Genomic DNA, 24036 nt, shown 5'->3' on the forward strand with positions numbered 1-24036 from the left:
GGCAACGCCATGGCCGACCTGACCGAGCGACTCGACCGCCTGTTGCCGCAAACCCAGTGCGCCCAATGCGGTTATCCGGGCTGCCGGCCGTACGCCGAGGCGATGGCGGCAGGCGATGCGGATATCGACCGCTGCCCTCCCGGCGGCGATGCCGGCGCACTGGCGCTGGCCCGGGCGCTCGGCGTCGAGCCCAAGGCCTTCGACCGCCATCGCGGCGAGCACACACCGGCCCAGGTCGCGCTGGTCATCGAGGACGACTGCATCGGCTGCACCAAATGCATCCAGGCCTGCCCGGTCGATGCGATCGTGGGCGGCGCCAAGTACATGCACACGGTGATCGAGCCGTTATGCACCGGTTGCGAATTGTGCGTGCCTGCCTGCCCGGTGGATTGCATCACGATGGAGTTTGTGGCCCCTCTGGCGGCGGAACCGGGTCGCTGAGCGCGGCTTCACAAGCCGAGCAGATACGCTCGACCTGGTAGCCGTGATCGCGCAGCAGCTCCACGACGCCGTCGTCCCCGAGCAGGTGCAAGGCACCGACCACCACCATGACATCATCATGATGATTCTCATCGAGCATCTGTCGTAGCTGGGGCAGCCACGACAGGTTCCGCTCCTGGTTGATGGCCCGGTACGTCTGCGGGGTCTTTTCCAGCATTTCCTGCCGGGTCAGGGCATCCAGCGCTTCAATGTCGCCGTCGCGCCAGGCCTGGTGCAGATCGGCCAGCATCGCGGGCATCTCCTGCGGGCGGTCGAGAAAGTCCTTCAGCCCGATCAGCTGCTCTTGCATCGGCGCGGCGTCCAGTGCCTGCAACTGGTCATCAATCGATTCGAGCCCGGAGGTCGGCTTGCCGGCGGTGGCCGCGCGCTCCATCAGATGACGATCCAGTCCCAACTCGGCGCTGAAGCCCAACGATTGCGACAAGCCCAGCATCAGCGACAAATTGACGAACCAGGGGTCGTACTGGTTTACCTGTTCGAGCCCGCTGCCCTGCCGGGCCAACAATCGGTGCAGCTTCTCGCGCAGTCGCGGCGGCAGCACGTCGGCGAGCACGCGTCCGTCCTCATAGCCGGCGGCCTCAAGGAATTTTTGCCCCGTCGTCGGGTCATCAAGCTCGGCAGGCGCAACCTCGAATACAACCCGGTCCGCCAGCTCATACGCGGCATCAATATCGCCCGACAGCGGGTAGTCATCCTGCTTCAGCAGGTGGAACGATCCCAGCAGGTAGATCGCGTTGTCGGCATCGGAGACTTTCCACAGCAGCGGCACGGGCGGGCTGTACGGCGGCGGCAAGGTGTCCGGCAGCACCTGGACGGTGCCGACGGCTCCCACCGACACCGTGGCGCACACCGCCAGCAGCCCGGCCAGCACGGTCTTCAATGGTTGCATGTCGCTACTCGGCTTGTGGCGCGGCGGGGTTTCAGGGAGCGTCCCCGGCGACATAGGATTTCTCCCCGGCGGTCACCGCCAGGTCCAACCGGTTTTCCAACGGCGGCAACGGGCAGGTGGCAAATGCGGTGAAGGCGCAGGGCGGGTTGTAGGCCTGGTTGAAGTCCACGACCAGTCGGCCGTCAGCGTCGGGCTTGGGGACATATACAAAGCGACCGGCGCCGTAGCTGCCGTGCCCGTTGGTGCGGTCGGCGAAGACCAGGAACAATGTGTCACCGCCCTCGTCGATGGCTTCCAACTGGTAGCTCACCCCGTCACGCTCGAACTCGACCAGCCCCGGATTGGCCACCTCGTCGAATGCACCGATGATGTTGGCAATCTCCATCGTCTGTCCTGCCGGGTGCGGAACGAATCGTGCCGGCAACACCCATTCGGGGTCTGCCGGCCAATACTCCAATCCGGCAAACCCGGTCCTTGTGGGCGCCTGGGCATGGCGGACGCGCAACGCAAGACGATCATTGCGCTTGATCACCACCGCGCGGCCATCGCCACCGTCGAACCCCAGCGTGGTCGGGCCGGCAGGATCATCGTCCGCGCGCAGCCAGGCCTCACCGGTCAACGGTTCACCGTCAACCGTCAATGCCACCCCCGCCTCGGGCACCAGGCGGACGCGGTCGTCACGCAACTCGATCATGCCGATGTGCTCCGGGCCCATTGCCAGGCGCATGCCGTTGTCCGCATCGCTGCCCAGGTAGTGCGCGCCCGGTTCGATCCAGTGCAGGCCCACCAGACTGGTCCAGCCATCGGCCGCTACCAACCCGGCACGACGCTGCTGACGCCAGGCTTGCTGGCTTTGCTTGAAGGCAAACTCTTCGGCGGACATCGAAACCTCGTCATTGGTGGGAGACAGATTACTGCGCTCGCAACCACCCAGGGCCACGCCCAGGGTGGTCAGGCACAACAGCACGAACATGTGGTGGAGTTTTGGCATTTCAGCGTCCGCGCAGGAACCAGTGATCGATCTGGGACAGGTTGAACGCCGCCCAGGTGGGCCGGCCATGATTGCACTGGCCGGATCGTTCGGTGACTTCCATCTCGCGCAGCAACGCATCCATCTCCGGCAGGGTGAGACGCCGGTTGGCGCGCACGGCACCGTGGCAGGCCATGGTCGACAACAATTCGTCGCGCGCCGCGGCGACCCGTATCCCGCCCAGCGGCGAAGCACCACCGTGCTCGCGCAGGTCGCCGATGACATCGCGCAACAATGCCTCGACATCCCCGTGCGCAAGCAACGCCGGCACCGATCGCAAGGTCAGCGACTGCGGACCGGCGCGGGTCACTTCAAACCCGAGCGCGTCCAGCGTCGCCGCTTCGCTCTCGGCGACATCGGCTTCGGGCCCCGATACCGCCAGCGTCGCAGGCACCAGCAGCGGCTGGCTGCGCAGGCCTTCGCCATCGTGCGCACGCTTGAGCCGCTCGTACCCGATGCGCTCATGGGCGGCGTGCATGTCGACCACGATCAACCCGTCACGTGATTGGGCGAGGATGTAGATCCCGTGCAACTGGGCGATCGCATGGCCCAGTGGTGGCAGCGTCGCCTCACTGCTGGCAGGCAGGGAGCCACCGGCGGGGAATGCCGACCCCGGTAGCTGGGCACCGGGCGACGCCGACGCAGCGCTTGATTCGCTGCTTCCATAAAGCGTCGCGAAACCGGCACGAGCTTCGGCCACCTGCAGCCCCAGCGGTGCCTGCGGCGGATGCCAGCGCGGCGCAAACCCCAGGCCTTGGTGGGCACCGGCCGCCGTGCCATCGCCCCCCGCCGATGCTCCTGTCATGGCCGAGCCTGCCAGACCGGCACGCGTCCCGGCGAGGGCGGTCTGCACGGTCCGGTAGACGAAATCGTGGATCAGTCGCGAATCGCGAAAACGCACCTCATGCTTGGCCGGGTGCACGTTGACATCGACCCTGACCGGGTCGAGCTCCAGGAACAATACGTAGGCAGGTTGGCGCCCATGGAACAGCACATCGGCGTAACCCTGCTTGACCGCATGGGCAATGCTGCGGTCACGGATCGCGCGACCGTTGCAGTACAGGTATTGCTGGTCGGTACTGGCCCGGTTGTAGGACGGCTGCGCAATCCAGCCATGCAGGCGCAAACCGGCCCCCTGATGGTCCAGTGGCAGGACGTTGTTGGCAAATTCCTCGCCCAGGGTCTCGTGCAAACGTGCGTCCGACAGCCCTGCCTTGTCGAGCATGTCCACGTCGCCTTTCCAGCGCCGGGACGGCTTGCCATTATGTGATACACGCAGCTCGACATCGGGGCGAGCCAACGCCAGTTGCCGCAGCCACTCCTCGATATGGGACAGCTCGGTCCGTTCGGCACGCAGGAACTTGCGCCGTGCCGGTACGTTGAAGAACAGGTCGCGGACCTCGACTGTGCTGCCTTGCGGGTGCGGCTTCGGGCCGACTTCACCAACCCGGCCACCGTCGACTTCCAGCATCGAGCCGTGTTCGGCCCCGGTAGTCCGGGAGACCAGGGTGAACCGGCTGACCGATGCGATCGATGGCAACGCCTCGCCGCGGAAGCCCAACGTCAACACGCGCTCCAGGTCATCAAGGGACGCGATCTTGCTGGTGGCATGACGCGAGATGGCCAGCGGCAGCTCCGCGGCGGAAATGCCGGCACCGTCGTCCCTGACCCGGATCAGCCGGGCACCGCCTTCCTCAAGGTCGATGTCGATCCGCTGGGCACCGGCGTCAAGAGCGTTCTCGACCAGCTCTTTCACCACCGAGGCAGGACGCTCGACGACCTCGCCCGCCGCAATCTGGTTGATCAGTGTGTCTGGAAGCGGCTGGATCGGCACTGTGGCGGTGGGTCCGTGAGTGGGCTGGCAGACCTTCGATCATAACCGAGAGGCGTCGCCAACCGGGCTCCCGGCTGGGGACTGCAGGCTCCCGCTACGGACTGCCGCCAGCGGCTCCTGCCGAAGCCGTCGTGACAGCCGCCCGAGCGGCATACATCGTGCCCGGCGGTGGCTGCCGGGTGAAGAATGTATTGACGCCGTCGAGCACCGCGCCCGCCAATTTGCGCTGGAACGCGGGTTGCTGCAAACGGATCTCTTCGGCCGGGTTGGAGATGAAGGCGGTCTCCACCAGCATCGCCGGCATGTCGGAGGTCCGCAGCACGGCGAAGTTGGCGCGCTCGATGTGCGGCTTGTGGATGTTGCCTACCCGCTTTAGGCCATCGAGGATCTCCTCGGCGGCGTCCGCGGAGGCCTTCATATGGCCACTCTGGGTTAAATCGAGCAGTACCGAAGCCAAAGTATTGTTGGTCTGGGCAAGGCGCACCCCGCCTACCAGGTCGGAGGAGTTTTCCTTGTCGGCCAACCAGCGTGCGCGCTGCGAAGAGGCACCGCGCAGCGACAGCACGTAGACCGAAGAGCCGTCAGCGCCGCGGTTCTCCGCGGCATCGGCGTGGATCGAGATGAACAAGTCGGCCTTGGCCGCGCGTGCCAGTCGGGCACGCTTGTTCAACGGAATGAACACGTCGTTATCCCGGGTCAGGTAGGACTTCAAGCCGGGCGTGGCGTCGATCTGGCGCGCCAGCTCCTTGCTGATCGCCAGCACGACATCCTTCTCACGCGTGCCATTCTTGCCGATCGCGCCGGGATCCTGGCCACCGTGCCCGGGATCGATCGCGATCACCAGCGGGCGCATGCCGCGACCCTGCATGATCTGCTCCAGGGTCTTGACCGGATCGCTCGCCGCTCGGGCGGGAGCCGCTGGGACCGCAGGTTTTCCAGTGGCCACCCGGGTAGGAATACCGGTGGCAACCGTGGTCGGAATCGCGGCTGCGGCTGCGGTCGTCGGTTCGGCAGCAGCGACGCGCGCCGCAATTTGCGATATCAAGCGACTGGTCGCCTCGGCGGATGCTGCCGTCTGGTCTACCGCTGGCGCGTCGGAAACGGGAGCGGCGACAGCCTGGGCAACGACAACATTGTCGACCACTGCCTGCGGTTCGACGCCGGGCTTGTTGATCGGCGCAGGAGTAGACGCAAGCGCTGCTGCACCGTCACCCGGCCATTGCACTACCAGACGCGGGCCTGAAGGACCCGATTCAATCCGTGGCGTGATCGCGGTAATCGATTGGCCAAGATCAAAGACAATCCGGACGGTGCCGGGAACCGGCTGACCGGTACGGACGGCCGTGACCACGCCGGTGCCGGCCGGAACCTGCAGGTTTGCCGACAGCGACGAGGCTGGCAGGTCGATCACCAGCCGGTCCGGGCCGGCCAGGCTGATGATGTTGAACTCACCTGCCTTGTCCAACGCGATCTCGGCACGGGTGCCGGTCGCACCATTGCTCAACTGCACGCCCTGAACCTGGCTGGCGCCCGCGATGCCCCAAGCCGACGCCGATACCAGCGTCAAACCCAGCAGGAAATTCTTGAAGGTGGCGCCATCGACTCGCATGGGCGCTAGTCAATCACTGCTTCCCCACGATTGCAAGTACTTTTTCCCTTAAGAATCCGACACCTGCCGCATACTCTTGTGGAAACGTTCAGGAGTTGATCTGGGTTCATGGGCTTTTTTCCATCCGATCCAGCCAAGCCTGCCCCACCGGCGTTTGCGGCAGCAACTGCACGCTCCGGCCATCTTTCTGCACCGCCAACTCGATCAACAGGTCCGGCGACGGCAGGTGACCGCTGCCCCGTTCCGGCCACTCCACCAGCCATAGCACCGGGTCTTCGCCATCCAGGCCCAGGTATTCCAGTTCGCCGGGATCGCCAATCCGATACAGGTCCAGGTGCCAGGCCTCACCGCCGCCAGGCAACGGATACCGCTCAACCAGAGTGTAGGTGGGGCTGCGGATTGCCCCCTGCACGCCAAGCCCCCGCAGCAGGGAACGGGCAAGACTGGATTTTCCGGCACCCAGCTCTCCGCGCAGGTGCACCACCGCTTGCGGCGGCAGGGACGCCGCAAGCGACCGGCCAAGCTGATCGGTACTGGCCGGGTTGGGCAACCAGAGCAGGCTCATCCTGTCAGCTCGGGGTTGGCAAGCTCGCGCAACCAGGGCATCAGGTCGCTCGGCAACAGTCCGCGCTCACCGTCCCGGGCGGCTGCGGCATCTCCGGCAGCGGCATGCAGCAGCGCGCCACAACTGGCGGCATCGAAGGCCTCCAGGCCTTGCGCGCGCAACGCGGCGATAACCCCGCTCAACACATCGCCCATGCCGCCAACTGCCATCCCGGGATTGCCGGCATCAATCAGGCGCGGCGTCCGGCTTGGTGCGGCAACGATGCTGCCGGCTCCCTTCAGTACCACCACGGCGTCGAACTGCGTCGCCAGCGCGGTGGCGGCGGCAAATCGATCCCGCTGGATATCGGCGGTATCGCAATCCAGCAAGCGCGCCGCTTCACCCGGATGCGGGGTAAGCACCGTATTGGCTGGGGTCGCAAGCGACTGCTCGGCGATCAGGTTCAGCGCATCGGCGTCCAGCACCAACGGCTTGGGTGATTGCAGAACCTGCTGCAGCAACGCACGCGCCCAGTCGCCCTGCCCCAGGCCGGGACCCGCCATGACCACGTCGGCACTGGCGATAAAATGGCTGTCCAGCGCGTCGGCATCATCGGCATGACCGTGGACCATGGCCTCCGGCAACCTCGCCAGTAAAGCAGCCACATGCGCGCTGCGGGTCACCACGTCGACCAGGCCGGCGCCACTGCGCAGCGCCGCCTCGGCGGCGAGCATGATCGCCCCGCCATGACCGTGCTCGCCGCCGATGCACAGCACCCGGCCATTGCGGCCCTTGTGGCTGTCGCGGCGGCGCGGAGGCAGCCATCGTTGCAGATCGATGGCCTGCAGGCGCTCGGCCATCGGGGTGATCCCCTCGAACAATCCGTCGTCCAGCCCGAGGCAGAAGCGTTGCAGTTTGCCGACGTGATCACGTGCCGCACCAGTGCGCAGGCCCGCCTTGGAAGCGATGAACTCCAGCGTGCATGCGGCATCAACCGCTTCGCCCTCCACCGCGCCGGTCGCTGAATCCACACCGCTGGGCACGTCCAGTGAAAGCACCGTCGACGGATGCCGGTTGATCGCCCTGATCAACGCCGCCGCCAGCGGCTCGGGCGGCCGTGCCAGGCCGATTCCGAACAACGCATCCACCACCAGCTCGGCCGCCGGCAGCGCGTCTTCAAACTCGACCACGGTGCCGCCACTGGCCAGATAGGCCGCGCTGGCGAGGCGCGCCGGATCGGTCCTCGGCGAATGACCTGGCAACCGCACCACCTGGACCTGCGTGCCCGCTTGCCTGGCATGGTGTGCGAGCACGTACCCGTCGCCACCGTTGTTGCCTGGGCCGCATACCACCAACAGCGACTGGGTCGCCGGCCAACGCTGCAGCACCACTCGCCATGCACCTTGACCGGCGCGCTGCATCAACTCGGCACTGTCGCCCAACCCGGCCAGCGCGCGGGCCTCGACCTCGCGCACGGCGGCGACGGAAAACAGGGCGGCGGCAGCAAGCATGCAGCGATTCTATACTTGGCAAGCCGTGACCCATACCCGACCGCCCACCGCCCTGCCCCCGGCCACGCCCAGTGACGCTGCGCCGGCGCCCGACTACTCCGCAGTCGCCCAGCGTATCGGCGAGCTTGCCCGCGAGTTCGGGTTCCAACACTGCGGCATCAGTGGCATCGAACTGGGCGAAGACGAGGCCCACCTGCGTGACTGGCTCGCACAGGGCCTGTATGGATCGATGGAATGGATGGCGCGCCATGGTGATGCACGATCACGCCCGGCCGAGCTGATTCCCGGCACCTTGCGGGTGGTATCGGTCGGCCTCGACTACGGACGTCGCGATGACGAAGAGGCCTGGCAAACCCTGGACGATGGCGAGCGCGCCTACGTTGCCCGCTACGCACTGGGCCGCGATTACCACAAACTCATGCGCCAACGCCTGCAGCGGCTGGCAACGCAGATCGCCGAGCTGGTCGGCCCCTTCGGCCACCGGGTATTCGTCGACTCCGCCCCGGTGCTGGAGCGGGCACTGGCGCGAAACGCCGGACTGGGCTGGATCGGCAAGCACACCTGCCTGATCGACAAGAATGGCGGCTCGTGGTTTTTCCTGGGCGAGATCTACCTCGACCTGCCGCTGCCAATCGGCGAGCCGGCCACCGCCCATTGCGGCACCTGCACGCGCTGCATCGATGTCTGCCCGACCGCTGCGATCACCGCGCCCTACCGGCTCGACGCGCGGCGCTGCATCTCCTACCTGACCATCGAGCATGAAGGGTCGATCCCGCTGGAGTTCCGCGAACCGATCGGCAACCGCATTTTCGGTTGCGACGACTGCCAACTGGTGTGTCCGTGGAACAAGTTCGCCAAGCGCACCGACGAGCCCGATTTCCGCGCCCGCAACCATCTGGACCAGGCCAGCCTGGCAGAGCTGTTTGCGTGGACACCGGAAGAGTTCCTGCAACGCACCGAAGGCTCGGCAATCCGCCGCAGCGGTCACCAGCGCTGGTTGCGCAATATCGCTGTCGCGCTGGGCAACGCACCGTCGACACCGCAGGTGCTGGCCGCGCTGGAATCACGGCGCGACAGCGAAGATCCACTGATCCGCGAACACGTCCAGTGGGCATTGCAGCGTCATGCCGCCCGAGCGCAGACCATGGCGCCCGACTGACCGACTCGGCGACGGGCGTGCTACCTCCGCAACAAGCCCGTCAAGCAACCGCCTGGGGCGGAATCGAGTTGTTGGTGTGGGTCAGCCGGTTGTCACTGTCGACATAGACCAGGGTCGGCTTGTACTTCGCCGCTTCGGCCTCGTCGAACTCGGCATAGGCACAGATGATCACCAGCTCGCCGGGCTTCGCGCGATGCGCGGCCGCCCCGTTGATCGAAATCACCCCGCTGCCTTCCTCGCCACGGATCGCATAAGTGATGAAGCGATGCCCACTGTTGATGTTGAAGATGTGGATCTGTTCGTACTCACGGATGCCGGAAATATCCAGCAACCGGCCGTCAATCGCGCACGAACCTTCGTAATGCAGTTCGGCATGGGTGACGGTGGCACGGTGGATCTTGGCCTTGAGCAGGTTCAGTTGCATTGCGATGACTCCAACGCGGCGCGCAGGTGTTTCAGGGCATTGAAGTTTACCAGTCGATGGCGCGGCGCAACATGAGTGCGCGCCAAACACTGCATGCCAAACAGCGGTTGCGATCAGCGCCTGAACTCGAGGTTGTCGATCAGCCGGGTGCTGCCCAGTCGCGCGGCAACCAGCGCGACCCGGGCATCCGGGTCATCGGTACCGGGTGCCTGCGCCGACTGCGTGGGCGTCGGCACGGTCAGGTCGGGGCGCCTGAGGACCGCGTAATCCACCTCGAAGCCCGCTTGGGCAAGGCGATGCACGGCATCGGACTCCACCGTTTCCCGAGCCTGCCCGGCTTGGCTGGCGTGCCGCATGGCCTGCAGGCACGACTGGATCTGCGCCGCGACCGGACGCTCACTGGCCGACAAGTACTGATTGCGCGAACTCATCGCCAGCCCGTCGGTCTCACGCAGGGTGGGAGCCGCCAGCAGCTCGACCGGAAATGCCAGGTCACGGACCAGGTAACGGATCACCGCCAACTGCTGGTAGTCCTTGCTTCCGAATACCGCCACGTCCGGCTGGACCTGATTGAACAGACGCGACACCACGGTCGATACACCGTCGAAATGGCCCGGGCGACGCGCACCCTCCAGCACTTCGGTCACGCCGGGTACCCGTACCTGCACGGTGGCCTCGACGCCATACGGGTACATGGTCGGGACCGATGGCAGCCACATCAGGTCGGCGCCAGCGGCGTCCAGCCCGGCCGCATCGGCATCGGCGGTACGCGGGTAGCGATCGAAGTCCTCGTCGGGACCGAACTGGGTCGGGTTGACGAACACACTGGCGATCACCCGGTCGGCACTCTGGCCGGCGAGTTTCACCAGCGAGTGGTGGCCGGGGTGCAGGTTGCCCATGGTCGGCACGAAGCCGACCCGCAGGCCCGCGCGCTTCCACTCACCGACGCGCTCGCGCAGCGCGGACAGTTCCGTGACGGTCTCGATCATCGCGTCGGCCAACCCGTCAGGCGTAGGAATGCGCGGCGTCGGGGAACCGACCTTCGCGTACCGCGGCCGCATACGCCTGCATCGCGCCGAGGACGGATCCACCCTCGGCGAGAAAATCCTTGACGAACTTGGGCCGACGCGAGCCACCCGCCAGGCCGAGCATGTCGTGCAGCACCAGCACCTGGCCATCGCATTGCGGGCCGGCGCCGATGCCGATGGTCGGGATTTCCAACTCGGCGGTGATGCGGGCCGCCACCGGAGTTGGCACGCACTCGAGCACCAGCAACTCCGCGCCGGCCGCAGCAACGGCGCGTGCATCCTCGAGCAACTGCTCCGCCGCCGCGTCATCCCTGCCCTGCACCCGATACCCGCCCAGCCGCAGCACCGACTGCGGGGTCAGGCCGAGGTGGGAACACACCGGTATCTCGCGCTCCACCAGGTAGCGGATCACGTCAAGCTTGGGCCCCGCGCCTTCGATCTTGACCATGGCCGCACCGGCCTGCAGGAACCGGGTCGCCGCATCCAGCGCACGCAGCGGCGTGGCGTCGGACTGGAACGGCATGTCGGCCACCAGCAAGGCGGTCGCCAAACCACGTCGGACGCAGGCGGTGTGGTACGCAATGTCATCGACCGTCACCGGCAGGGTGCTGTCTTGCCCCTGTACGACCATCCCCAGCGAGTCGCCAATGAGCACCAGGTCGATACCTGCGGCGTCCAGCACGCGGGCAAACCCGGCGTCGTAACAGGTCAGCATCACCAGTTTGCGGTCATCGTTCTTGGCCGCGCGCAGCAACGGCACGGTCCAGGGCTTGCGGTCAGCCGGAACGGCGGCGGAGGTATACATGATTGCGCTCTTCGCTTAACGAGCCGCGTCAGTTCGCGGCGGGAGTGCATACGGTAGCGCTTCGATGTCGTCGGTGGCCATCGCGGCGAGCAGCTCACGCGCCAGACCCCGGCCGGGAATCCGGGCATCGGGCGCGATCTCCACCAGCGGCAGCAGCGCAAACGCACGCTCATGCAGGTGCGGGTGCGGAACCTGCAGGCCGGGTTGATCGATCACCTGGTCGCCATATAACAACAGGTCGAGATCCAGTGTGCGCGGGCCCCAGCGGTCGCGGCCATCATCGCGGCGTGTCCGGCCGGCGTCGCGTTCGATGCCCAGCATCGCCGCCAGCAGTGATTGCGCGGCCGATGTGGTTTCCAGCAACGCCACTGCGTTGAGGAAATCCGGCTGCGCGGTCAGTCCCCACGCCGGGGTGCGATACAGGCGCGAGACCTTCAATACACGGGTGCCGGGCAAGGCGTCCAGCGCGCCCAGGGCGGACCCGATGATGGCGGCGCTGTCGCCCAGGTTGCTGCCAAGGCCAACGAACACCGCGACGCCGGGGTTCATTCGTCGGCAGCCGCCGTGCGCCGACTGCGCCGTCGTGGCCGTGGCTTGGAAGGTTTGCCGGCGTCGGCCGAGTCACCTGCGTATGGTTCGTCGTCCCCGTCGTGCTGGGTTGCCAACAACGGCCCGTACTCCTTTTGGGCCTGGAGCCAGAAATCGACATCCTCGGCGTGCTCGTCCGACACCCCGAGCCGAAGCGTGAGGAAGTCGAACGCGGCGCGAAAACGCGGGTGGGAGAGCATCCGCGACACCCGCTTGCCCTGCCGAAGTGAGAAGCGCGACTGCAGCAGCCAGATTTCCTGCATCGGGATCGAGAACCGGCGCGGCAAGGCGACCATCGCCAGCTCGTGCACGGTGACCCGGTCGGCGGCGCGACGCTGGGCCTCGATCGCCTGCACCCCTTGCGCTTGCAATGCCATCAGTGTCCGGCAATACGCCGGCCAAAGAAGCAAGGCAAACAGGAACGCCGGCGACACCGGCTCGCCATCCGCGACACGCTGGTCGGTTCCGCGCAGGCCGTCGAGTACCATCTTGCGCAGCGCTCCACTGCGGTTGGCCGTCAGTGCGGCAGCGCTTTCGGGCAACAGCATCGGCAGCAGGCCGTGTTTTTCCAGGCCCAGGAAGCTCTCGACCGCATGGCCGGACAAGAACAGCTTCAAGCACTCCTCGAACAAGCGCGCCGGTGCCGAGTCGGCCAACAGCGGTGCCAGCGGCCGGATCGGCGCAGCAGTGGCGGGCTCGATCTGGAAGCCCAGCTTGGCGGCCAGCCGGACGGCGCGCAGCATCCGCACCGGGTCTTCCCGGTAGCGTGTTTCCGGGTCGCCAATCAGCCGCATCAGGCGGTTCTGCACATCCTCGAAGCCGCCGGTGTAATCGCGCACCGAAAAATCCTCGATGCCGTAATACAGCGCGTTGGCGGTGAAGTCGCGGCGGACCGCGTCGTCCTCGATGGTGCCGTAAACGTTGTCACGCAGCAGGCGGCCACCTTCGTGTTGCTCGCGGTCGCCACTGCCATCGTCGGTGTTGGCGCGGAAGGTGGCGACCTCGATGATCTCGCGACCAAACACCACATGCGCCAGCCGGAACCGGCGACCGATCAGGCGGCAGTTGCGGAACAGCTGTTTGACCTGTTCGGGTGTCGCCGCGGTGGCGATGTCGAAGTCCTTGGGCGCGCGGCCGGCCAACAGGTCGCGCACGGCGCCGCCGACCAGGTAGGCAGCGAAACCACCGTCGCGCAGGCGGTAAAGCACCCGCAGGGCATTGGGGCTGATGTCCTTGCGCGATACGTTGTGCTGATCGCGAGGGATGACCCGCAGGGCGGGAACGGGAAGTTGATTTTTGTCTGGCATCAGGCGGGCGTCGCCGCAGTTGGGAGGACAGTTGGGAGGATCCGGGAAATATTTCATGAATAGCCGTTGCCGATGGCTACGGCGCGCCATATACTAGCAGGCCGCACAACGGTGAGAGTCCGGTGCGGGCTTGCTCCCTTCGTCTAGAGGCCTAGGACGTGGCCCTCTCACGGCTAAAACACGAGTTCGAATCTCGTAGGGAGCACCAATACCGAAAGCCCGTGCAGCGATGTACGGGCTTTCTTCTTTTCCGCCCTTGAGCCCGACCAAACGGGGAGTCCGACCAATGCCCTTCGTCGTTACCGAGAGCTGCATCAAGTGCAAGTACACCGATTGTGTGGAGGTGTGCCCGGTGGACTGCTTCCACGAGGGGCCGAACTTCCTGGTGATCGACCCGGACGAATGCATCGATTGCACCCTGTGTGAGCCGGAGTGCCCGGTCAATGCCATCTACCCCGAGGACGACGTCCCCGGTGGGCAGGAGGGGTTCGTGCAGCTCAATGCCGAGCTTGCCAAGCAATGGCCGGTGATCTCCCAGCGCAAGGACGCCCCGGCCGACGCGGCCGAATGGGACGACAAGACCGGCAAACTGCCACTGCTTGAGCGCTGAGGCGGCCAACAAGCGCCGCCCCCGCTTGCGCCCCGGTTACTGGCCGCCCAACGCCGCCTTCAACGCGGTGATCAGCGCTACCGGCGCCTCGTCGACCGCCGGCATGCCACGCGGATCAACCGCGGACACATACGCACCGGCTTCGGTTTCACTCACCCGGACCAGGAAGTTGCTGTCGCGGTAGTTCACGTCAAACGCCCCCAGCAACTTGGCCCGGCTGGCAACGGTCACCCCGTCGACTTCAGCCAGCGCCGCGTCGACCTGGGCGAAAACCTCGTCACGACTGCCCGGAACCACAAACCCGGCTCCAACCGAGCCCGTCTGTGCCGGTGCCGCAGTCGAGCCCGGACTGGCGGCTGCTGCCGCGACGGTGTCCGACGCCGTTGCCGAGCCAACCGGCATGTCCACCGCCGCGCCGGTACGCGGCAAGTCAAGGTCGGGCGGCACTTCCAACGGACGGGTTTGCTGGGCATACAGCTCATCGGTCTTGGAAAACCAGCTGCAGCCGGAACCGGCGGCCAGGCCAACCAGCAAAATGCCGGCGACGGCGGCTTGGGACAACGAAATGGTGGAACGCATGGGCAATCTCCAGGTCAGTCCGCGACGGGGTCGCAGGCCAGTTCAAGTTCGCGGATGATCGCAGCAATCCTGGCTGCAGTCTCATGATGGGATGGCGATAGTGACAGCAGTGGCAGGCGCAGGCCGCAACCCACGCCTTGCGCGGCAAGCAGGGCCTTGATCGGGATCGGGTTGGACTCCACGCCGAGGAACTTGTACACCGCCGCCATCCGCTCGTCCCAGGCCTGCGCCGCCGCCTGCTTGTCGTGGCGCGCCAGCTCACACAGGCGCCGGAAGGCACGCGGCAATACATTGGAAGCGACCGATACAACGCCGTCGGCACCGGCCAGCATCGCCCGGCAAGCGGTCCGGTCGTCGCCGCTGAACACCACGAAGTCCGCCGACTGCAGGGCCAGCAAGTCCGTCATGCGTCCCGGCTCCGGCTGTGCCTCCTTGACGCCGATGATGCGCGAATGGCCGACCAGCGCCGCCACGGTCTCGGGCAGCATATCGCTGCCGGTGCGTCCCGGTACGTTGTAGAGCATCACCGGCAAGGCGCCGTCGTCGGCAATCGCACGGTAATGGGCGACCAGGCCGGCCTGGGTCGGACGGACGTACGGGGGAGTCACTACCAATGCCAGGTCGGCGCCCAATGCCCCGGCGCGCCGGGTCTGCTCGATCGACTTGGCGGTGTTGGACTGCCCGGTGCCCGCGATGACCGGGACTTGCCCGGCGACCACTTCCACGGCGGTGCGCAACAGGAGGTCGAACTCCGCGTCATACAACGCGGCCGCTTCCCCGGTCGAGCCAGCCACCACGACCGCCTGGGTCCCGGCTTCCAACTGCGTCCGGACAAGGCGTCGCCACGCATCCAGGTCAAGTTCGCCATCAGCGCCAAAAGGTGTCGCCAACGCGGTGATGCTGCCGGAAAGTCGCAAGTCTCGATGTCCTGTCATGGGCCAGTGGCGAGGTGCCATCAAAAAGGGCTGTCGCAAATTGATGTTACTTGCGGCGCGAAAGCACGGGCAAGTATGCTGCTTCCAGCCACGGCCCGTTTGCGGTCCGCCGTTCAGCCTCCGGGCGATGCAGTCCGCGCGTCGCGCCGAAGCCAGTCACCTTCCTTGCAGGCGATGCCTTGACCGACCCCAACCCCCGGCCGTCACCGAACGAAAACCACCTGTTGATCAATGCCTGGTCGACACATCCGGAATCCCCCCTGTTGCCGGTCTCCCGGCGGATCAACGACAGCGGCTGCAACTTGATCGATGCACGCCTGTCGACCGTGGGTCGCGACGTATCGGTGACCGCGCTTGCGCTGGGCTCCTGGGATGCGGTGGCCAAGCTGGAAGCGATGCTGGTCCGGCTGGAGCGTGAGGAGAAAATCAAACTGGTCTGGTATCGCACCGACGAGAAGCAGGTACAGACCAACCTGTTGCCTTATATCGTCGAGGTGGTCGCGGCCGACAAGCCGGGCATCACCTTCCAACTGTCGGATTTCTTCGATCGCCAGGGCATCACCATCGAGAGCCTGCATTGCACCCGGTACCGGGCCATGCAAACGGGCGCCGAGATGTTCTCCGCGCAGATCACCATCGGAGTGCCGGCGAGCATGCACATTGCCGCGTTGCGTGATGACTTCCTGGAGTTCTGCGATCACCTGAACCTTGATGCGATCCTCGATCCGATGAAGTTCTGACCCAATAAAGTCCTGACCCGATGAAATCCTGAGGAGTCACATCGATGCTTGATACCGGTGACAACGTTCCCGCCGACCTGCCGTTGAAGCTGTCCAACGACCAGACCGTGAGCCTTGCCGAGTATCAGGGCCAGTGGCTGGTGTTGTACTTCTACCCCAAGGACAGCACCCCCGGCTGCACCACCGAGGGCAACGACTTCACCGCACTGCTGCCGGAATTCGCCAAGCTCGGCGCGACCGTGCTCGGAGTGTCGCGCGATACGGTGAAGTCGCACCAGAACTTCCGTGCCAAGCAGGGTTTCACGTTCGACCTGGTCAGCGACCAGGACGAGGCCGTGTGCAACGCGTTCGGCGTGATCCGGGAAAAGAACATGTACGGGCGCAAGGTGATGGGGATCGTGCGCAGCACCTACCTGATCGACCCGGAGGGCGTCATCGCCCGGTCATGGCAACCGGTCAAGGTACCGGGCCACGCCGCGGCCGTACTCGACGAGCTCAAGGCTGCCGTCACCCGGTGACCCGTCCCGCTTCATGCTACGTCGCCACCCCGCCTCGCGGGCGTGTGCCGTCATTACTTCCCACCCGGAGCTCGCGATGACAAAAGGCAAGCGGATCTACGTGCTCGACACGAACGTGCTGATGCATGACCCGACCGCGCTGTTCAAGTTCGAGGAACACGACGTCTACCTTCCGATGCAGGTCATCGAGGAGCTCGACAACGGCAAGAAGGGCACCACCGACGCCAGCCGCAACGCGCGCCAGGTAAGCCGCTTCCTCAACGAGTTGATCGAAGCCGAAGGCAGCGACAGGATTGCGTCCGGGATCCCGCTGGTACAGCCGCACGGCTTGAAGCTGCGTGACGCCGGCAACATCGGATGCCTGCGCTTCCAGACCGATAATTTCGATGCCGGCAAACGTTTCGGCGCGGTAGTACCCGACAACGCGATCCTCGGCGCGATCCTGGCGTTGACCGAGGCCGAGCCGGAAGCGTCGGTGGTGTTCGTTTCCAAGGACATCAACCTGCGGATCAAGTCCGCCATTGCCGGCATCATCTCGGAGGACTACGAGAACGACCGCGCGCTGGATGACTTCAGCCTGCTTTACACCGGCGCAACCGAGCTGCCGGAGGATTTCTGGAAGCGCTACGGCAAGGATCTGCGATCCTGGACCGACGGCGGCCGCACCTATTACGAGATATCCCGGGTGGACGGTGATGACTGGTATCCCAACCAGTTCCTGCATCTGCCGGGCAACGACGAGGCCGAACTCAAGGTCACCGGCGTCGACGAGAACAAGGTTGTGCTGCGGATCGTGGATGATTTCCGCCACGGCCAGCACGCGGTATGGGGAATCACCGCGCGCAACCGCGAGCAGAACTTCGCGCTCAACGCGCTGATGGATCCGGAGATCGACTTCGTGACCTTGCTGGGCACCGCCGGTACCGGCAAGACCCTGCTCGCACTCGCCGCCGGGCTGGCCCAGACAATGGACCAGCAACGCTACCGGGAGATCATCATGACCCGCGCAACGGTGAGCGTCGGCGATGACATCGGCTTCCTGCCCGGTACCGAGGAGGAGAAGATGACGCCCTGGATGGGCGCGCTGACCGACAACCTCGAAGTGCTCACGCACAACCAGGAAGGCGGCAGCTGGGGGCGTGCGGCGACCAACGACCTGCTTGCCAGCCGGATCAAGATCCGCTCGTTGAATTTCATGCGGGGGCGCACTTTCCTGAGCCGGTGGCTGATCCTGGATGAGGCGCAGAACCTGACCCCCAAGCAGATGAAGACCCTGATCACCCGCGCCGGCCCGGGCACCAAGATCATCTGCCTGGGCAACGTCGAACAGATCGACACGCCTTACCTGACCGAAACCACCTCAGGCCTCACCTACGCGGTGGATCGCTTCAAGCACTGGCCGCACAGCGCCCACGTCACCTTGCGCCGGGGCGAGCGTTCGCGGCTGGCCGACTATGCCTCCGAGGTGATGTAGCCCGGTGGCAAGTCGATTTGCCACGTGGGTCTGGGTCGGCGCGGCGGCCCTGGCCTGCGTGGCGGGCATCGTCAACGTGATCGGCTTCCTGGGCTACCAGCAGCAAGCCATCACCCACCTCACCGGCAACACCTCGTTGCTGGGTGCGGCACTGGTCGCCGGCGACACCCTGGCCACCACCCACCTGGCCGGCATGATCGTCGCCTATGTAGTGGGTGCGATGTTGAGTGGCCTGATCGTCCAGGACAGCACCCTGCAGTTGGGGCGGCGCTACGGCGTGGTGTTGACGATCGAGTCGGTCATGTTGCTTGCGGCGATCCCGCTGTTCCGCCAGCAACACCTGGCTGGCCCCCTGCTGGCCGCCATGGCCTGCGGCCTGCAGAACGCGATGACGACTACCTACAGCGGCGCGCTCATCCGGACCAGTCATCTGAGCGGGATGTTTACCGACCTGGGAATCATGCTCGGCCATGCCATTCGCGGGCTCGCGCTGGGTCGACGGCGGCTGGCGTTGTGCGTGCTGATCATCGGCTTTTTCTTCATCGGCGGCTTGCTGGGCGCATGGTTGTTCGCACGATTCGACTATGGCGCGCTGTATTTGCCGGTGATCCTGACCGGTTGCACCGGCGTGGCGTATGCCATCTACCGGCATACCCATCCCCCCGCGGCGCTGTAGCGACCAGGCGCACCATCCCCGCACCCGGCCGCGTGCGGCAGAATCCGCGACAATGGCGCCATGACCATCGACCAAGACCTTCGCCCGACCTGCGTACTCACGATCGCCGGCTCCGACTCCGGCGGCGGCGCCGGCATCCAGGCGGACCTGAAGACCTTCGCCGCACACCGCGTCCACGGCCTGAGCGCGATCGCTGCGCTGACGGCGCAACACACCCGCGGAGTGACCGCGGTACACGTCCCCGACACCGGCTTCCTGCGTGCCCAGATCGATGCCTGCTTTGATGACTTCCGCATCGGCGTGGTCAAACTGGGAATGTTGGCCAACGCAGAAGTCATCCACGCGGTCACCGATGCGCTGGAGCACTACCGCCCACGGCACATCGTGCTGGACCCGGTGATGGTCGCCACCTCCGGCGCACGTCTGTTGGAGCCCGCCGCCCTGGACGCGCTGCATAACCGGCTGATGCCGATCGCCAGCCTGATCACTCCAAACCTGCCCGAGGCGGAGCTGCTGCTCGGCCACCCGATTACCACCCTGGAAGCCATGCGGGCGGCCTGCGACGAGTTGTTGTCCACCGGAGCAAACGCGGTATTGCTCAAGGGCGGACATCTGGACGACGGCGGCGATGTCATCGACCTGCTTGCCGCCAACGACACCATCACCCCGATCCGGCACCCGCGCCTGACGCTCGAAGCCCATGGCACCGGCTGCACGCTCGCCTCTGCGATCGCCGCCAACCTCGCCCTGGGCAAGACCCTGGTCCAGGCGTGCATCGATGCATCGGACTACGTGCATCTCGCGCTGCGCGGCGGGTACCGGCCGGGGCACAGCGATATCGTGGTGCTGGATCACTTCACCGCGACCGTATTCAATCGCGCCGATGCTGGCGGTGGACATTGATGCAGGCGCTGGAACTGCCAGTCCAGACCGATGATGGCCACCGCTGGAACCTGCTGGCGCGCATCCCCGACGACCCGGTCGCCAGCCTGTTATGGCTGCCGGCACTGGGCGTGGCCACGCGCCATTACCTGCCGTTGGCCGAAGCCCTGGCCACGCGCGGCATCGCGGTATTCCTGCACGAGTGGCGTGGCCACGGCAGCAGCAACCGGCGCGCCGGAAACAAGTGTGATTGGGGCTATCGGGAGTTGCTCGATAGCGACCTGCCCGCCAGTGAGGCTGCGTTGATGAAACTCGTGGCGACCGGGTTGCCGGCGATCATCGGCGGGCACAGCCTCGGTGGTCAACTCGCCAGTTGCCGGATCGCGATGACGCCGGACGTCAAGCGCCAACTATGGCTGGTTGCCAGCGGCGCACCGTACTGGCGGGCATTCCCGCCGCCCACGCGTTGGTGGTTGCCGCTGGCCTACCGCTTCCTGCCATGGCTGGCAGACCGGTGCGGTGCCCTGCCCGGTCGCCGCATCGGTTTTGGCGGCCTGGAAGCCCGAGGCGTAATCGCAGACTGGTCGCGGTCCGCACTCAGCGGACGTTATGCTGCTTGCGGCCTGGACATTGACCTGGAGACGGCACTGGCCATCTCCACGCCACGAATCCGCGCGGTGGTGTTGACGCACGACTGGCTGGCCCCGTGCACGTCACTGCGTTTCCTGCTGTCGAAGATGCCGCAGGCCGACGCGACGGTCGACAAACTTGGCGAGCAGGCGCTCGGAGTTGCCGCGGACCATTTTCAGTGGATGAAGCAGCCCGGCGCGGTTGCGTCCGCATTGCTCGACTGACCGACGTGTCCGCCCGCAACCGGCGTGGCGACCCACATCCGACCCCGGAAACTCAGCGCAACGATGCCACCTCGACCGGACGTGGCGTCCCCATTGCGGGGTGTGCAACCACGAGCCGTTCCGTGTGGGCTACCGCATCACTGTCCGCATAGCCGTCCGGGTTCATCCATTGCCAGCGCCAGGCGTCCTGGCACATCGCGTCGACGCCGAGTTCGGCGCGCCAACCCAACAACTGCCGAGCCAGGCCCGGATCCGCATACACCTCGGCCACGTCTCCGATTCGCCGATCAACGATCTGGTAAGGAACCCGCTTGCCCGATGCACGCTCGAATGCCTTGACCAGCTGCAGGACACTGATGCCGTGGCCGGTGCCGAGGTTGATGGTCGCGCTGCGGTCCTCGCGGACCATGAATTCCAGCGCATCGGCGTGGGCACGGGCCAGGTCCATGACATGGATGTAGTCGCGTACGCCGGTGCCATCGATGGTCGGCCAGTCGCCACCGTATACCGCCAGTTGCTTGCGTCGACCGACTGCGACCTGCGAGATATAGGGCATCAGGTTGTTTGGCACGCCGCCGGGATCCTCGCCCATCAGGCCCGAGGGATGGGCTCCGACGGGATTGAAGTAGCGCAGGTTGACCGCGCGGAAGCTCGAATCGCGTTCGCACAAGTCCTCGATCAACTGCTCCATCACCAACTTGCTGCGGCCATACGGGTTGGTCACCCGCAGCGGCGCGTCCTCACGGACCGGCACCGACTCGGGGTCGCCGTAGACCGTCGCCGATGAGCTGAACACCAGGCGGCCGACGCCGGCATCCCGCATCGCCTGCAACAGGTGGATCGTGCCGCAGATGTTGTTGTCGAAGTAATCCAGCGGCCGCTCGCAGGACTCCCCCACGGCCTTGAGCGCGGCAAAGTGGACGACTGCGTCGAAACGGTGGGTGGCAAACAGCCCGGCGACGGCCTCGCGTTGGCGCAGGTCGACCCGGTGGCAGGCCGGAGCACTGCCGACGATGGTGCCCAAACGTCCCAGCACCCGGGGCGAGCTGTTGATGAAACTGTCGGCGACCACCAACTCGTGGCCGCGACCGATGAGGACGGCGCAGGTGTGGCTTCCGATATACCCGGCGCCGCCGCAGACGAGGATCCGCATCTGGACTTCCTGGAGCTAGTGGCAGGTATCGGGAGTAACGCGAATCCCGGGAAATAGCGGCTACCGGCGACGCCGCCACAGTCCAGCGGCCCCTGAACACGACTGCCGCGCGAAAACCGGTGACCTGCCCGGCGCCTGATTGGCGTTGTTGCTTGATAACCGGATCTTTTGGAAACGTACATGCAGATCGTTCGACATTTCCTTGTCCTGCTGCTGGTCGCGGTGTTGTCCGCCTGCGCCTCGGGAGGCGGCAACCCCACTCCACCGCCCGACCGCACCCAGGCCGCCGTGGATGACTATCTGATCGGCGTGGATGACATCGTCCAGGTCACGGTCTGGCGCAATCCCGAGCTCGGCATTACCGCGCCGGTGCGCCCGGATGGCAAGATCTCGGTGCCGTTGGTCGGCGACGTTCGCGCTGGTGGGCGGACCCCGTCGGACGTGGCGGCGGACATCGAGGAAAAACTCGCCGCCTACGTGCGCACACCGCAAGTGGCGGTGATCCTGACCGACCTGCGTAGCCACGAATACCTTTCACGGGTACGCGTGACTGGCGCGGTGCGCCAACCGGTCTCCATTCCCTACCGTCAAGGCATGACCGTGCTGGACGCCGTGCTTGCCGCCGGTGGCACCACCGAATTCGCCGCCTCCGACCGTGCCGAGCTGTACCGGCGCAACAGCGACGACACCAGCATCGCCTATGACGTGAACCTTGATCGCATCCTCAACCGTGGCGACCTGACGACCAACTACCGGGTGGCCCCCGGCGACATCATCACCGTGCCGGAGCGGGTGTTCTGATGACCACCCGCGCACTCTCCGGGCCCGGACGCCCGCCAACCGTACGCAAGCCAGGCGATCTCACGCCCGGCGAACTGCTTCCGATCCTGCTCAAGGAGGCGCGCAAGCGTCTGCTACTGCTGGTTTCCATTTTCGCCGCGGTCGCGCTGCTGACCCTGGTGGTCGGGCTTTTCGTGATCCCCAGGAACTATTCGGCGTCGGTCACCATCCTGGCCAAGGACAGCGACATCATCCAACCGCTGCTGGAGGGACGCGCGGTGTCGACCGGCGTTGCGGATCGTGCCGGGATGGCACGCCAGATCCTTTTCAGCCGCAAGATCCTGGAACAGATCCTGGATGTCGGCAACTGGAACCAGGCCAATCCCAGTCCGGTAGAGCAGGAGCGCCTGATGGAGGAGATCCGCAAGCGCACCCTGATCGGAAGCCCGCGTCCCGACCTGGTCGAGGTCACCTATCAGGATTCCGACCCACAGCGCGCGTTCGAGGTAACCGAGGCGTTCGGCTCGATGCTGATTACCGAGGCACTCGCCACCAAAGCGCGCGAGAGCCGGGATGCTTACGAATTCATCAACAACCAGGTCCAGGACTACCACGCCAAGCTCACCGGCGCGGAAGACAACCTGCAGCAGTACCGGTCGCGGAACGTCGACGCGCAACCTGGCAGCGCGACTGACGTCAACGCGCGAATTGTCTCGCTGCGCACCCAACTGGAACAGACCCGTATGGCCCTGCAGGAGCAGGAGTCGCTGGAGGCGTCGCTGGTCTCGCAACTGTCGGGCGAGTCCGCCGTCACCCCCGGACAAACCCGTGCAAACCTGCTGCGCAGCCAGTTCATTGAACTGCAAGCCGAGCGCGATCGACTCATGCTGAGCTTCACCGAGCAGCATCCCGACGTCGTTCGCGTCACCCACCAGATGGACGACATCCGGCGCAACCTGGAGCACGAGCAGATGCGCGTGGATCCCCCGATACCGGGCATCGAGTCCGCGGAAGCCCAGGCCAACCCGCTTTATCAGGAACTGCGCAGCCAGTTGGCACAGGCACGTCGCGAAGGTGCCGCGGCCAGCTCACGCCTGACCGCGGCCCAATCCATGCTCGCCGAAGAACTGGACCGCAGCCGTCGCATTGCCGCCTCCGAGGGTGCCTTGGCCGAGCTGACCCGTGATTACGAAGTCAACCGCGAGATCTACCAGGATCTGTTGCGTCGACGTGAGAACGCCCGCGTGTCCATGGGCCTGGACGAGGCCAACCGCGGCTTGACCCTGAAGGTCCAGGATCCGGCGATCATGCCATTGCGGCCATCAGGCATGCGGCTCATGCATATCGCCGCCGCTGGCCTGCTGCTGGCCATCGCCCTGCCCATCGGTCTGGTCTTTCTGCTCGCACGCTTCGACCCGCGCATTCGCTCCGCGCACCTGATCGAGAAGTACAGCCGTTACCCACTGCTGACCGCCATCCCGGCGTACCCGACACCTCGCGAGCGGCGCCATGATTTCTACGGCCAATTTGGCAGCGTGACCATGATCCTGATCGTGGTGCTCGCCTATGTCGCCACCTATGCCTTCAAGATGAGCAACGGATGAGA

25 protein-coding genes and 1 tRNA gene are annotated in these 24036 nt (G+C 65.7%); 12 read left to right on the forward strand and 14 right to left on the reverse strand.

Translation table 11 applies throughout. The features are described 5' to 3' along the window. Window positions 1-9 precede the first annotated feature (9 nt). Entirely contained in the window at window positions 10-441 is a 432-nt protein-coding gene (gene rnfB, locus ACW7G6_RS04510; RefSeq protein WP_456997626.1) for an Rnf electron transport complex subunit RnfB, read from the forward strand. Here the strand turns inward: rnfB and ACW7G6_RS04515 are convergent. The 6 genes from ACW7G6_RS04515 to ACW7G6_RS04540 all read right to left on the reverse strand — a co-directional run bounded on the left by ACW7G6_RS04515 (window position 395) and on the right by ACW7G6_RS04540 (window position 7918). Then, window positions 395-1390: a TraB/GumN family protein gene (locus ACW7G6_RS04515; RefSeq protein WP_456997627.1), complete on the reverse strand. Its 996-nt coding sequence runs from the start codon at window positions 1388-1390 to the stop codon at window positions 395-397. The two genes, rnfB and ACW7G6_RS04515, sit on opposite strands and share 47 nt — an antisense overlap. A 31-nt stretch (window positions 1391-1421) precedes the next feature. Then, window positions 1422-2381 (reverse strand): DUF1684 domain-containing protein, encoded by a 960-nt coding sequence (locus tag ACW7G6_RS04520; protein ID WP_456997628.1) that lies wholly within the window; start codon window positions 2379-2381, stop codon window positions 1422-1424. Window position 2382: 1 nt separating this feature from the next. Continuing rightward, complete coding sequence (gene mutL, locus ACW7G6_RS04525) at window positions 2383-4254, reverse strand: DNA mismatch repair endonuclease MutL (RefSeq protein ID WP_456997629.1); 1872 nt, start codon at window positions 4252-4254, stop codon at window positions 2383-2385. 94 nt (window positions 4255-4348) lie between these two features. Continuing rightward, on the reverse strand, window positions 4349-5863 hold the full coding sequence (locus ACW7G6_RS04530; RefSeq protein WP_456997630.1) for an N-acetylmuramoyl-L-alanine amidase: 1515 nt from the start codon (window positions 5861-5863) through the stop codon (window positions 4349-4351). Window positions 5864-5969: 106 nt separating this feature from the next. Further along, window positions 5970-6428, reverse strand: coding sequence for a tRNA (adenosine(37)-N6)-threonylcarbamoyltransferase complex ATPase subunit type 1 TsaE (tsaE, locus tag ACW7G6_RS04535; protein WP_456997631.1), 459 nt, complete (start codon window positions 6426-6428; stop codon window positions 5970-5972). Beyond that, on the reverse strand, window positions 6425-7918 hold the full coding sequence (locus ACW7G6_RS04540; RefSeq protein WP_456997632.1) for an NAD(P)H-hydrate dehydratase: 1494 nt from the start codon (window positions 7916-7918) through the stop codon (window positions 6425-6427). Before ACW7G6_RS04540 ends, tsaE begins: the two co-directional genes overlap by 4 nt. Between ACW7G6_RS04540 and queG the strand changes: the two genes are divergently transcribed. After that, the gene (queG, locus tag ACW7G6_RS04545) at window positions 7917-9077 is read left to right on the forward strand and encodes a tRNA epoxyqueuosine(34) reductase QueG (protein ID WP_456997633.1); all 1161 of its coding nucleotides are present in this window, start codon (window positions 7917-7919) and stop codon (window positions 9075-9077) included. The two genes, ACW7G6_RS04540 and queG, sit on opposite strands and share 2 nt — an antisense overlap. Window positions 9078-9117: 40 nt before the next feature. On the opposite strand, the gene panD is transcribed toward queG, so the two are convergent. From panD to pcnB, 5 genes are all read right to left on the reverse strand, one after another. Further along, a complete protein-coding gene (gene panD / locus ACW7G6_RS04550; RefSeq protein WP_456997634.1) occupies window positions 9118-9501 on the reverse strand; it encodes an aspartate 1-decarboxylase in 384 nt (127 codons plus the stop codon). A 113-nt stretch (window positions 9502-9614) separates the two neighbouring features. Then, on the reverse strand, window positions 9615-10490 hold the full coding sequence (gene panC, locus ACW7G6_RS04555; protein WP_456997635.1) for a pantoate--beta-alanine ligase: 876 nt from the start codon (window positions 10488-10490) through the stop codon (window positions 9615-9617). A 16-nt stretch (window positions 10491-10506) separates the two neighbouring features. Then, window positions 10507-11334, reverse strand: coding sequence for a 3-methyl-2-oxobutanoate hydroxymethyltransferase (gene panB / locus ACW7G6_RS04560; protein WP_456979658.1), 828 nt, complete (start codon window positions 11332-11334; stop codon window positions 10507-10509). Between the two features lie 15 nt (window positions 11335-11349). Next, window positions 11350-11883 (reverse strand): 2-amino-4-hydroxy-6-hydroxymethyldihydropteridine diphosphokinase, encoded by a 534-nt coding sequence (gene folK, locus ACW7G6_RS04565; RefSeq protein WP_456997636.1) that lies wholly within the window; start codon window positions 11881-11883, stop codon window positions 11350-11352. Next, complete coding sequence (gene pcnB / locus ACW7G6_RS04570) at window positions 11880-13229, reverse strand: polynucleotide adenylyltransferase PcnB (protein ID WP_456979660.1); 1350 nt, start codon at window positions 13227-13229, stop codon at window positions 11880-11882. The genes folK and pcnB overlap by 4 nt, the downstream gene beginning before the upstream one ends. Window positions 13230-13361: 132 nt before the next feature. Here pcnB and ACW7G6_RS04575 point away from each other — a divergent pair. Together ACW7G6_RS04575 and fdxA are read left to right on the forward strand one after the other, a co-directional pair. Continuing rightward, window positions 13362-13437: transfer RNA gene (locus ACW7G6_RS04575), tRNA-Glu, on the forward strand. Between the two features lie 78 nt (window positions 13438-13515). Beyond that, complete coding sequence (gene fdxA, locus ACW7G6_RS04580) at window positions 13516-13839, forward strand: ferredoxin FdxA (RefSeq protein ID WP_456979661.1); 324 nt, start codon at window positions 13516-13518, stop codon at window positions 13837-13839. Window positions 13840-13875: 36 nt separating this feature from the next. Here the strand turns inward: fdxA and ACW7G6_RS04585 are convergent, their stop codons facing one another. Both ACW7G6_RS04585 and dapA read right to left on the reverse strand, forming a co-directional pair. Next, a complete protein-coding gene (locus ACW7G6_RS04585; protein WP_456979662.1) occupies window positions 13876-14418 on the reverse strand; it encodes a hypothetical protein in 543 nt (180 codons plus the stop codon). A 14-nt stretch (window positions 14419-14432) separates the two neighbouring features. Further along, entirely contained in the window at window positions 14433-15335 is a 903-nt protein-coding gene (gene dapA, locus ACW7G6_RS04590) for a 4-hydroxy-tetrahydrodipicolinate synthase (protein WP_456979663.1), read from the reverse strand. 197 nt (window positions 15336-15532) lie between these two features. On the opposite strand from dapA, the gene ACW7G6_RS04595 reads away from it, so the two are divergent. The 6 genes from ACW7G6_RS04595 (at window position 15533) to ACW7G6_RS04620 (ending at window position 20497) form a co-directional block, all read left to right on the forward strand. Beyond that, on the forward strand, window positions 15533-16093 hold the full coding sequence (locus ACW7G6_RS04595) for a glycine cleavage system protein R (protein WP_456961771.1): 561 nt from the start codon (window positions 15533-15535) through the stop codon (window positions 16091-16093). Between the two features lie 44 nt (window positions 16094-16137). Further along, window positions 16138-16611: a peroxiredoxin gene (locus ACW7G6_RS04600; RefSeq protein WP_456979664.1), complete on the forward strand. Its 474-nt coding sequence runs from the start codon at window positions 16138-16140 to the stop codon at window positions 16609-16611. A gap of 76 nt (window positions 16612-16687) precedes the next feature. Further along, entirely contained in the window at window positions 16688-18085 is a 1398-nt protein-coding gene (locus ACW7G6_RS04605; RefSeq protein WP_456979665.1) for a PhoH family protein, read from the forward strand. Window positions 18086-18089: 4 nt separating this feature from the next. After that, window positions 18090-18761, forward strand: a complete 672-nt coding sequence (locus ACW7G6_RS04610; RefSeq protein ID WP_456979666.1) for a YoaK family protein — start codon at window positions 18090-18092, stop codon at window positions 18759-18761. A 60-nt stretch (window positions 18762-18821) separates the two neighbouring features. Then, window positions 18822-19664, forward strand: a complete 843-nt coding sequence (thiD, locus tag ACW7G6_RS04615) for a bifunctional hydroxymethylpyrimidine kinase/phosphomethylpyrimidine kinase (protein ID WP_456979667.1) — start codon at window positions 18822-18824, stop codon at window positions 19662-19664. Then, window positions 19664-20497, forward strand: a complete 834-nt coding sequence (locus ACW7G6_RS04620) for an alpha/beta hydrolase family protein (protein ID WP_456979668.1) — start codon at window positions 19664-19666, stop codon at window positions 20495-20497. The genes thiD and ACW7G6_RS04620 overlap by 1 nt, the downstream gene beginning before the upstream one ends. A gap of 52 nt (window positions 20498-20549) precedes the next feature. On the opposite strand, the gene galE is transcribed toward ACW7G6_RS04620, so the two are convergent. Then, entirely contained in the window at window positions 20550-21650 is a 1101-nt protein-coding gene (gene galE / locus ACW7G6_RS04625; protein WP_456979669.1) for a UDP-glucose 4-epimerase GalE, read from the reverse strand. Between the two features lie 180 nt (window positions 21651-21830). On the opposite strand from galE, the gene ACW7G6_RS04630 reads away from it, so the two are divergent. Together ACW7G6_RS04630 and ACW7G6_RS04635 are read left to right on the forward strand one after the other, a co-directional pair. Next, window positions 21831-22451, forward strand: coding sequence for an XrtA/PEP-CTERM system exopolysaccharide export protein (locus ACW7G6_RS04630; RefSeq protein ID WP_456979670.1), 621 nt, complete (start codon window positions 21831-21833; stop codon window positions 22449-22451). Continuing rightward, a complete protein-coding gene (locus ACW7G6_RS04635) occupies window positions 22451-24034 on the forward strand; it encodes an XrtA system polysaccharide chain length determinant (RefSeq protein ID WP_456979671.1) in 1584 nt (527 codons plus the stop codon). The genes ACW7G6_RS04630 and ACW7G6_RS04635 overlap by 1 nt, the downstream gene beginning before the upstream one ends. Window positions 24035-24036 lie beyond the last annotated feature (2 nt).

This window comes from Lysobacter sp. A421, assembly GCF_054052145.1.

Bases quoted from the DNA above. Each gene is read 5' to 3' on its own strand.
- queG (WP_456997633.1), top strand. From the start codon at position 7,917: ATGCAGCGATTCTATACTTGGCAAGCCGTGACCCATACCCGACCGCCC.
- thiD (WP_456979667.1), top strand. From the start codon at position 18,822: ATGACCATCGACCAAGACCTTCGCCCGACCTGCGTACTCACGATCGCC.
- folK (WP_456997636.1), bottom strand. From the start codon at position 11,883: ATGAACCCCGGCGTCGCGGTGTTCGTTGGCCTTGGCAGCAACCTGGGC.
- panB (WP_456979658.1), bottom strand. From the start codon at position 11,334: ATGTATACCTCCGCCGCCGTTCCGGCTGACCGCAAGCCCTGGACCGTG.
- galE (WP_456979669.1), bottom strand. From the start codon at position 21,650: ATGCGGATCCTCGTCTGCGGCGGCGCCGGGTATATCGGAAGCCACACC.
- ACW7G6_RS04585 (WP_456979662.1), bottom strand. From the start codon at position 14,418: ATGCGTTCCACCATTTCGTTGTCCCAAGCCGCCGTCGCCGGCATTTTG.
- panC (WP_456997635.1), bottom strand. From the start codon at position 10,490: ATGATCGAGACCGTCACGGAACTGTCCGCGCTGCGCGAGCGCGTCGGT.
- rnfB (WP_456997626.1), top strand. From the start codon at position 10: ATGGCCGACCTGACCGAGCGACTCGACCGCCTGTTGCCGCAAACCCAG.
- tsaE (WP_456997631.1), bottom strand. From the start codon at position 6,428: ATGAGCCTGCTCTGGTTGCCCAACCCGGCCAGTACCGATCAGCTTGGC.
- ACW7G6_RS04620 (WP_456979668.1), top strand. From the start codon at position 19,664: ATGCAGGCGCTGGAACTGCCAGTCCAGACCGATGATGGCCACCGCTGG.
- ACW7G6_RS04540 (WP_456997632.1), bottom strand. From the start codon at position 7,918: ATGCTTGCTGCCGCCGCCCTGTTTTCCGTCGCCGCCGTGCGCGAGGTC.
- fdxA (WP_456979661.1), top strand. From the start codon at position 13,516: ATGCCCTTCGTCGTTACCGAGAGCTGCATCAAGTGCAAGTACACCGAT.
- pcnB (WP_456979660.1), bottom strand. From the start codon at position 13,229: ATGCCAGACAAAAATCAACTTCCCGTTCCCGCCCTGCGGGTCATCCCT.
- ACW7G6_RS04630 (WP_456979670.1), top strand. From the start codon at position 21,831: ATGCAGATCGTTCGACATTTCCTTGTCCTGCTGCTGGTCGCGGTGTTG.
- ACW7G6_RS04600 (WP_456979664.1), top strand. From the start codon at position 16,138: ATGCTTGATACCGGTGACAACGTTCCCGCCGACCTGCCGTTGAAGCTG.
- ACW7G6_RS04635 (WP_456979671.1), top strand. From the start codon at position 22,451: ATGACCACCCGCGCACTCTCCGGGCCCGGACGCCCGCCAACCGTACGC.
- ACW7G6_RS04520 (WP_456997628.1), bottom strand. From the start codon at position 2,381: ATGCCAAAACTCCACCACATGTTCGTGCTGTTGTGCCTGACCACCCTG.
- panD (WP_456997634.1), bottom strand. From the start codon at position 9,501: ATGCAACTGAACCTGCTCAAGGCCAAGATCCACCGTGCCACCGTCACC.
- ACW7G6_RS04515 (WP_456997627.1), bottom strand. From the start codon at position 1,390: ATGCAACCATTGAAGACCGTGCTGGCCGGGCTGCTGGCGGTGTGCGCC.
- ACW7G6_RS04605 (WP_456979665.1), top strand. From the start codon at position 16,688: ATGACAAAAGGCAAGCGGATCTACGTGCTCGACACGAACGTGCTGATG.
- ACW7G6_RS04530 (WP_456997630.1), bottom strand. From the start codon at position 5,863: ATGCGAGTCGATGGCGCCACCTTCAAGAATTTCCTGCTGGGTTTGACG.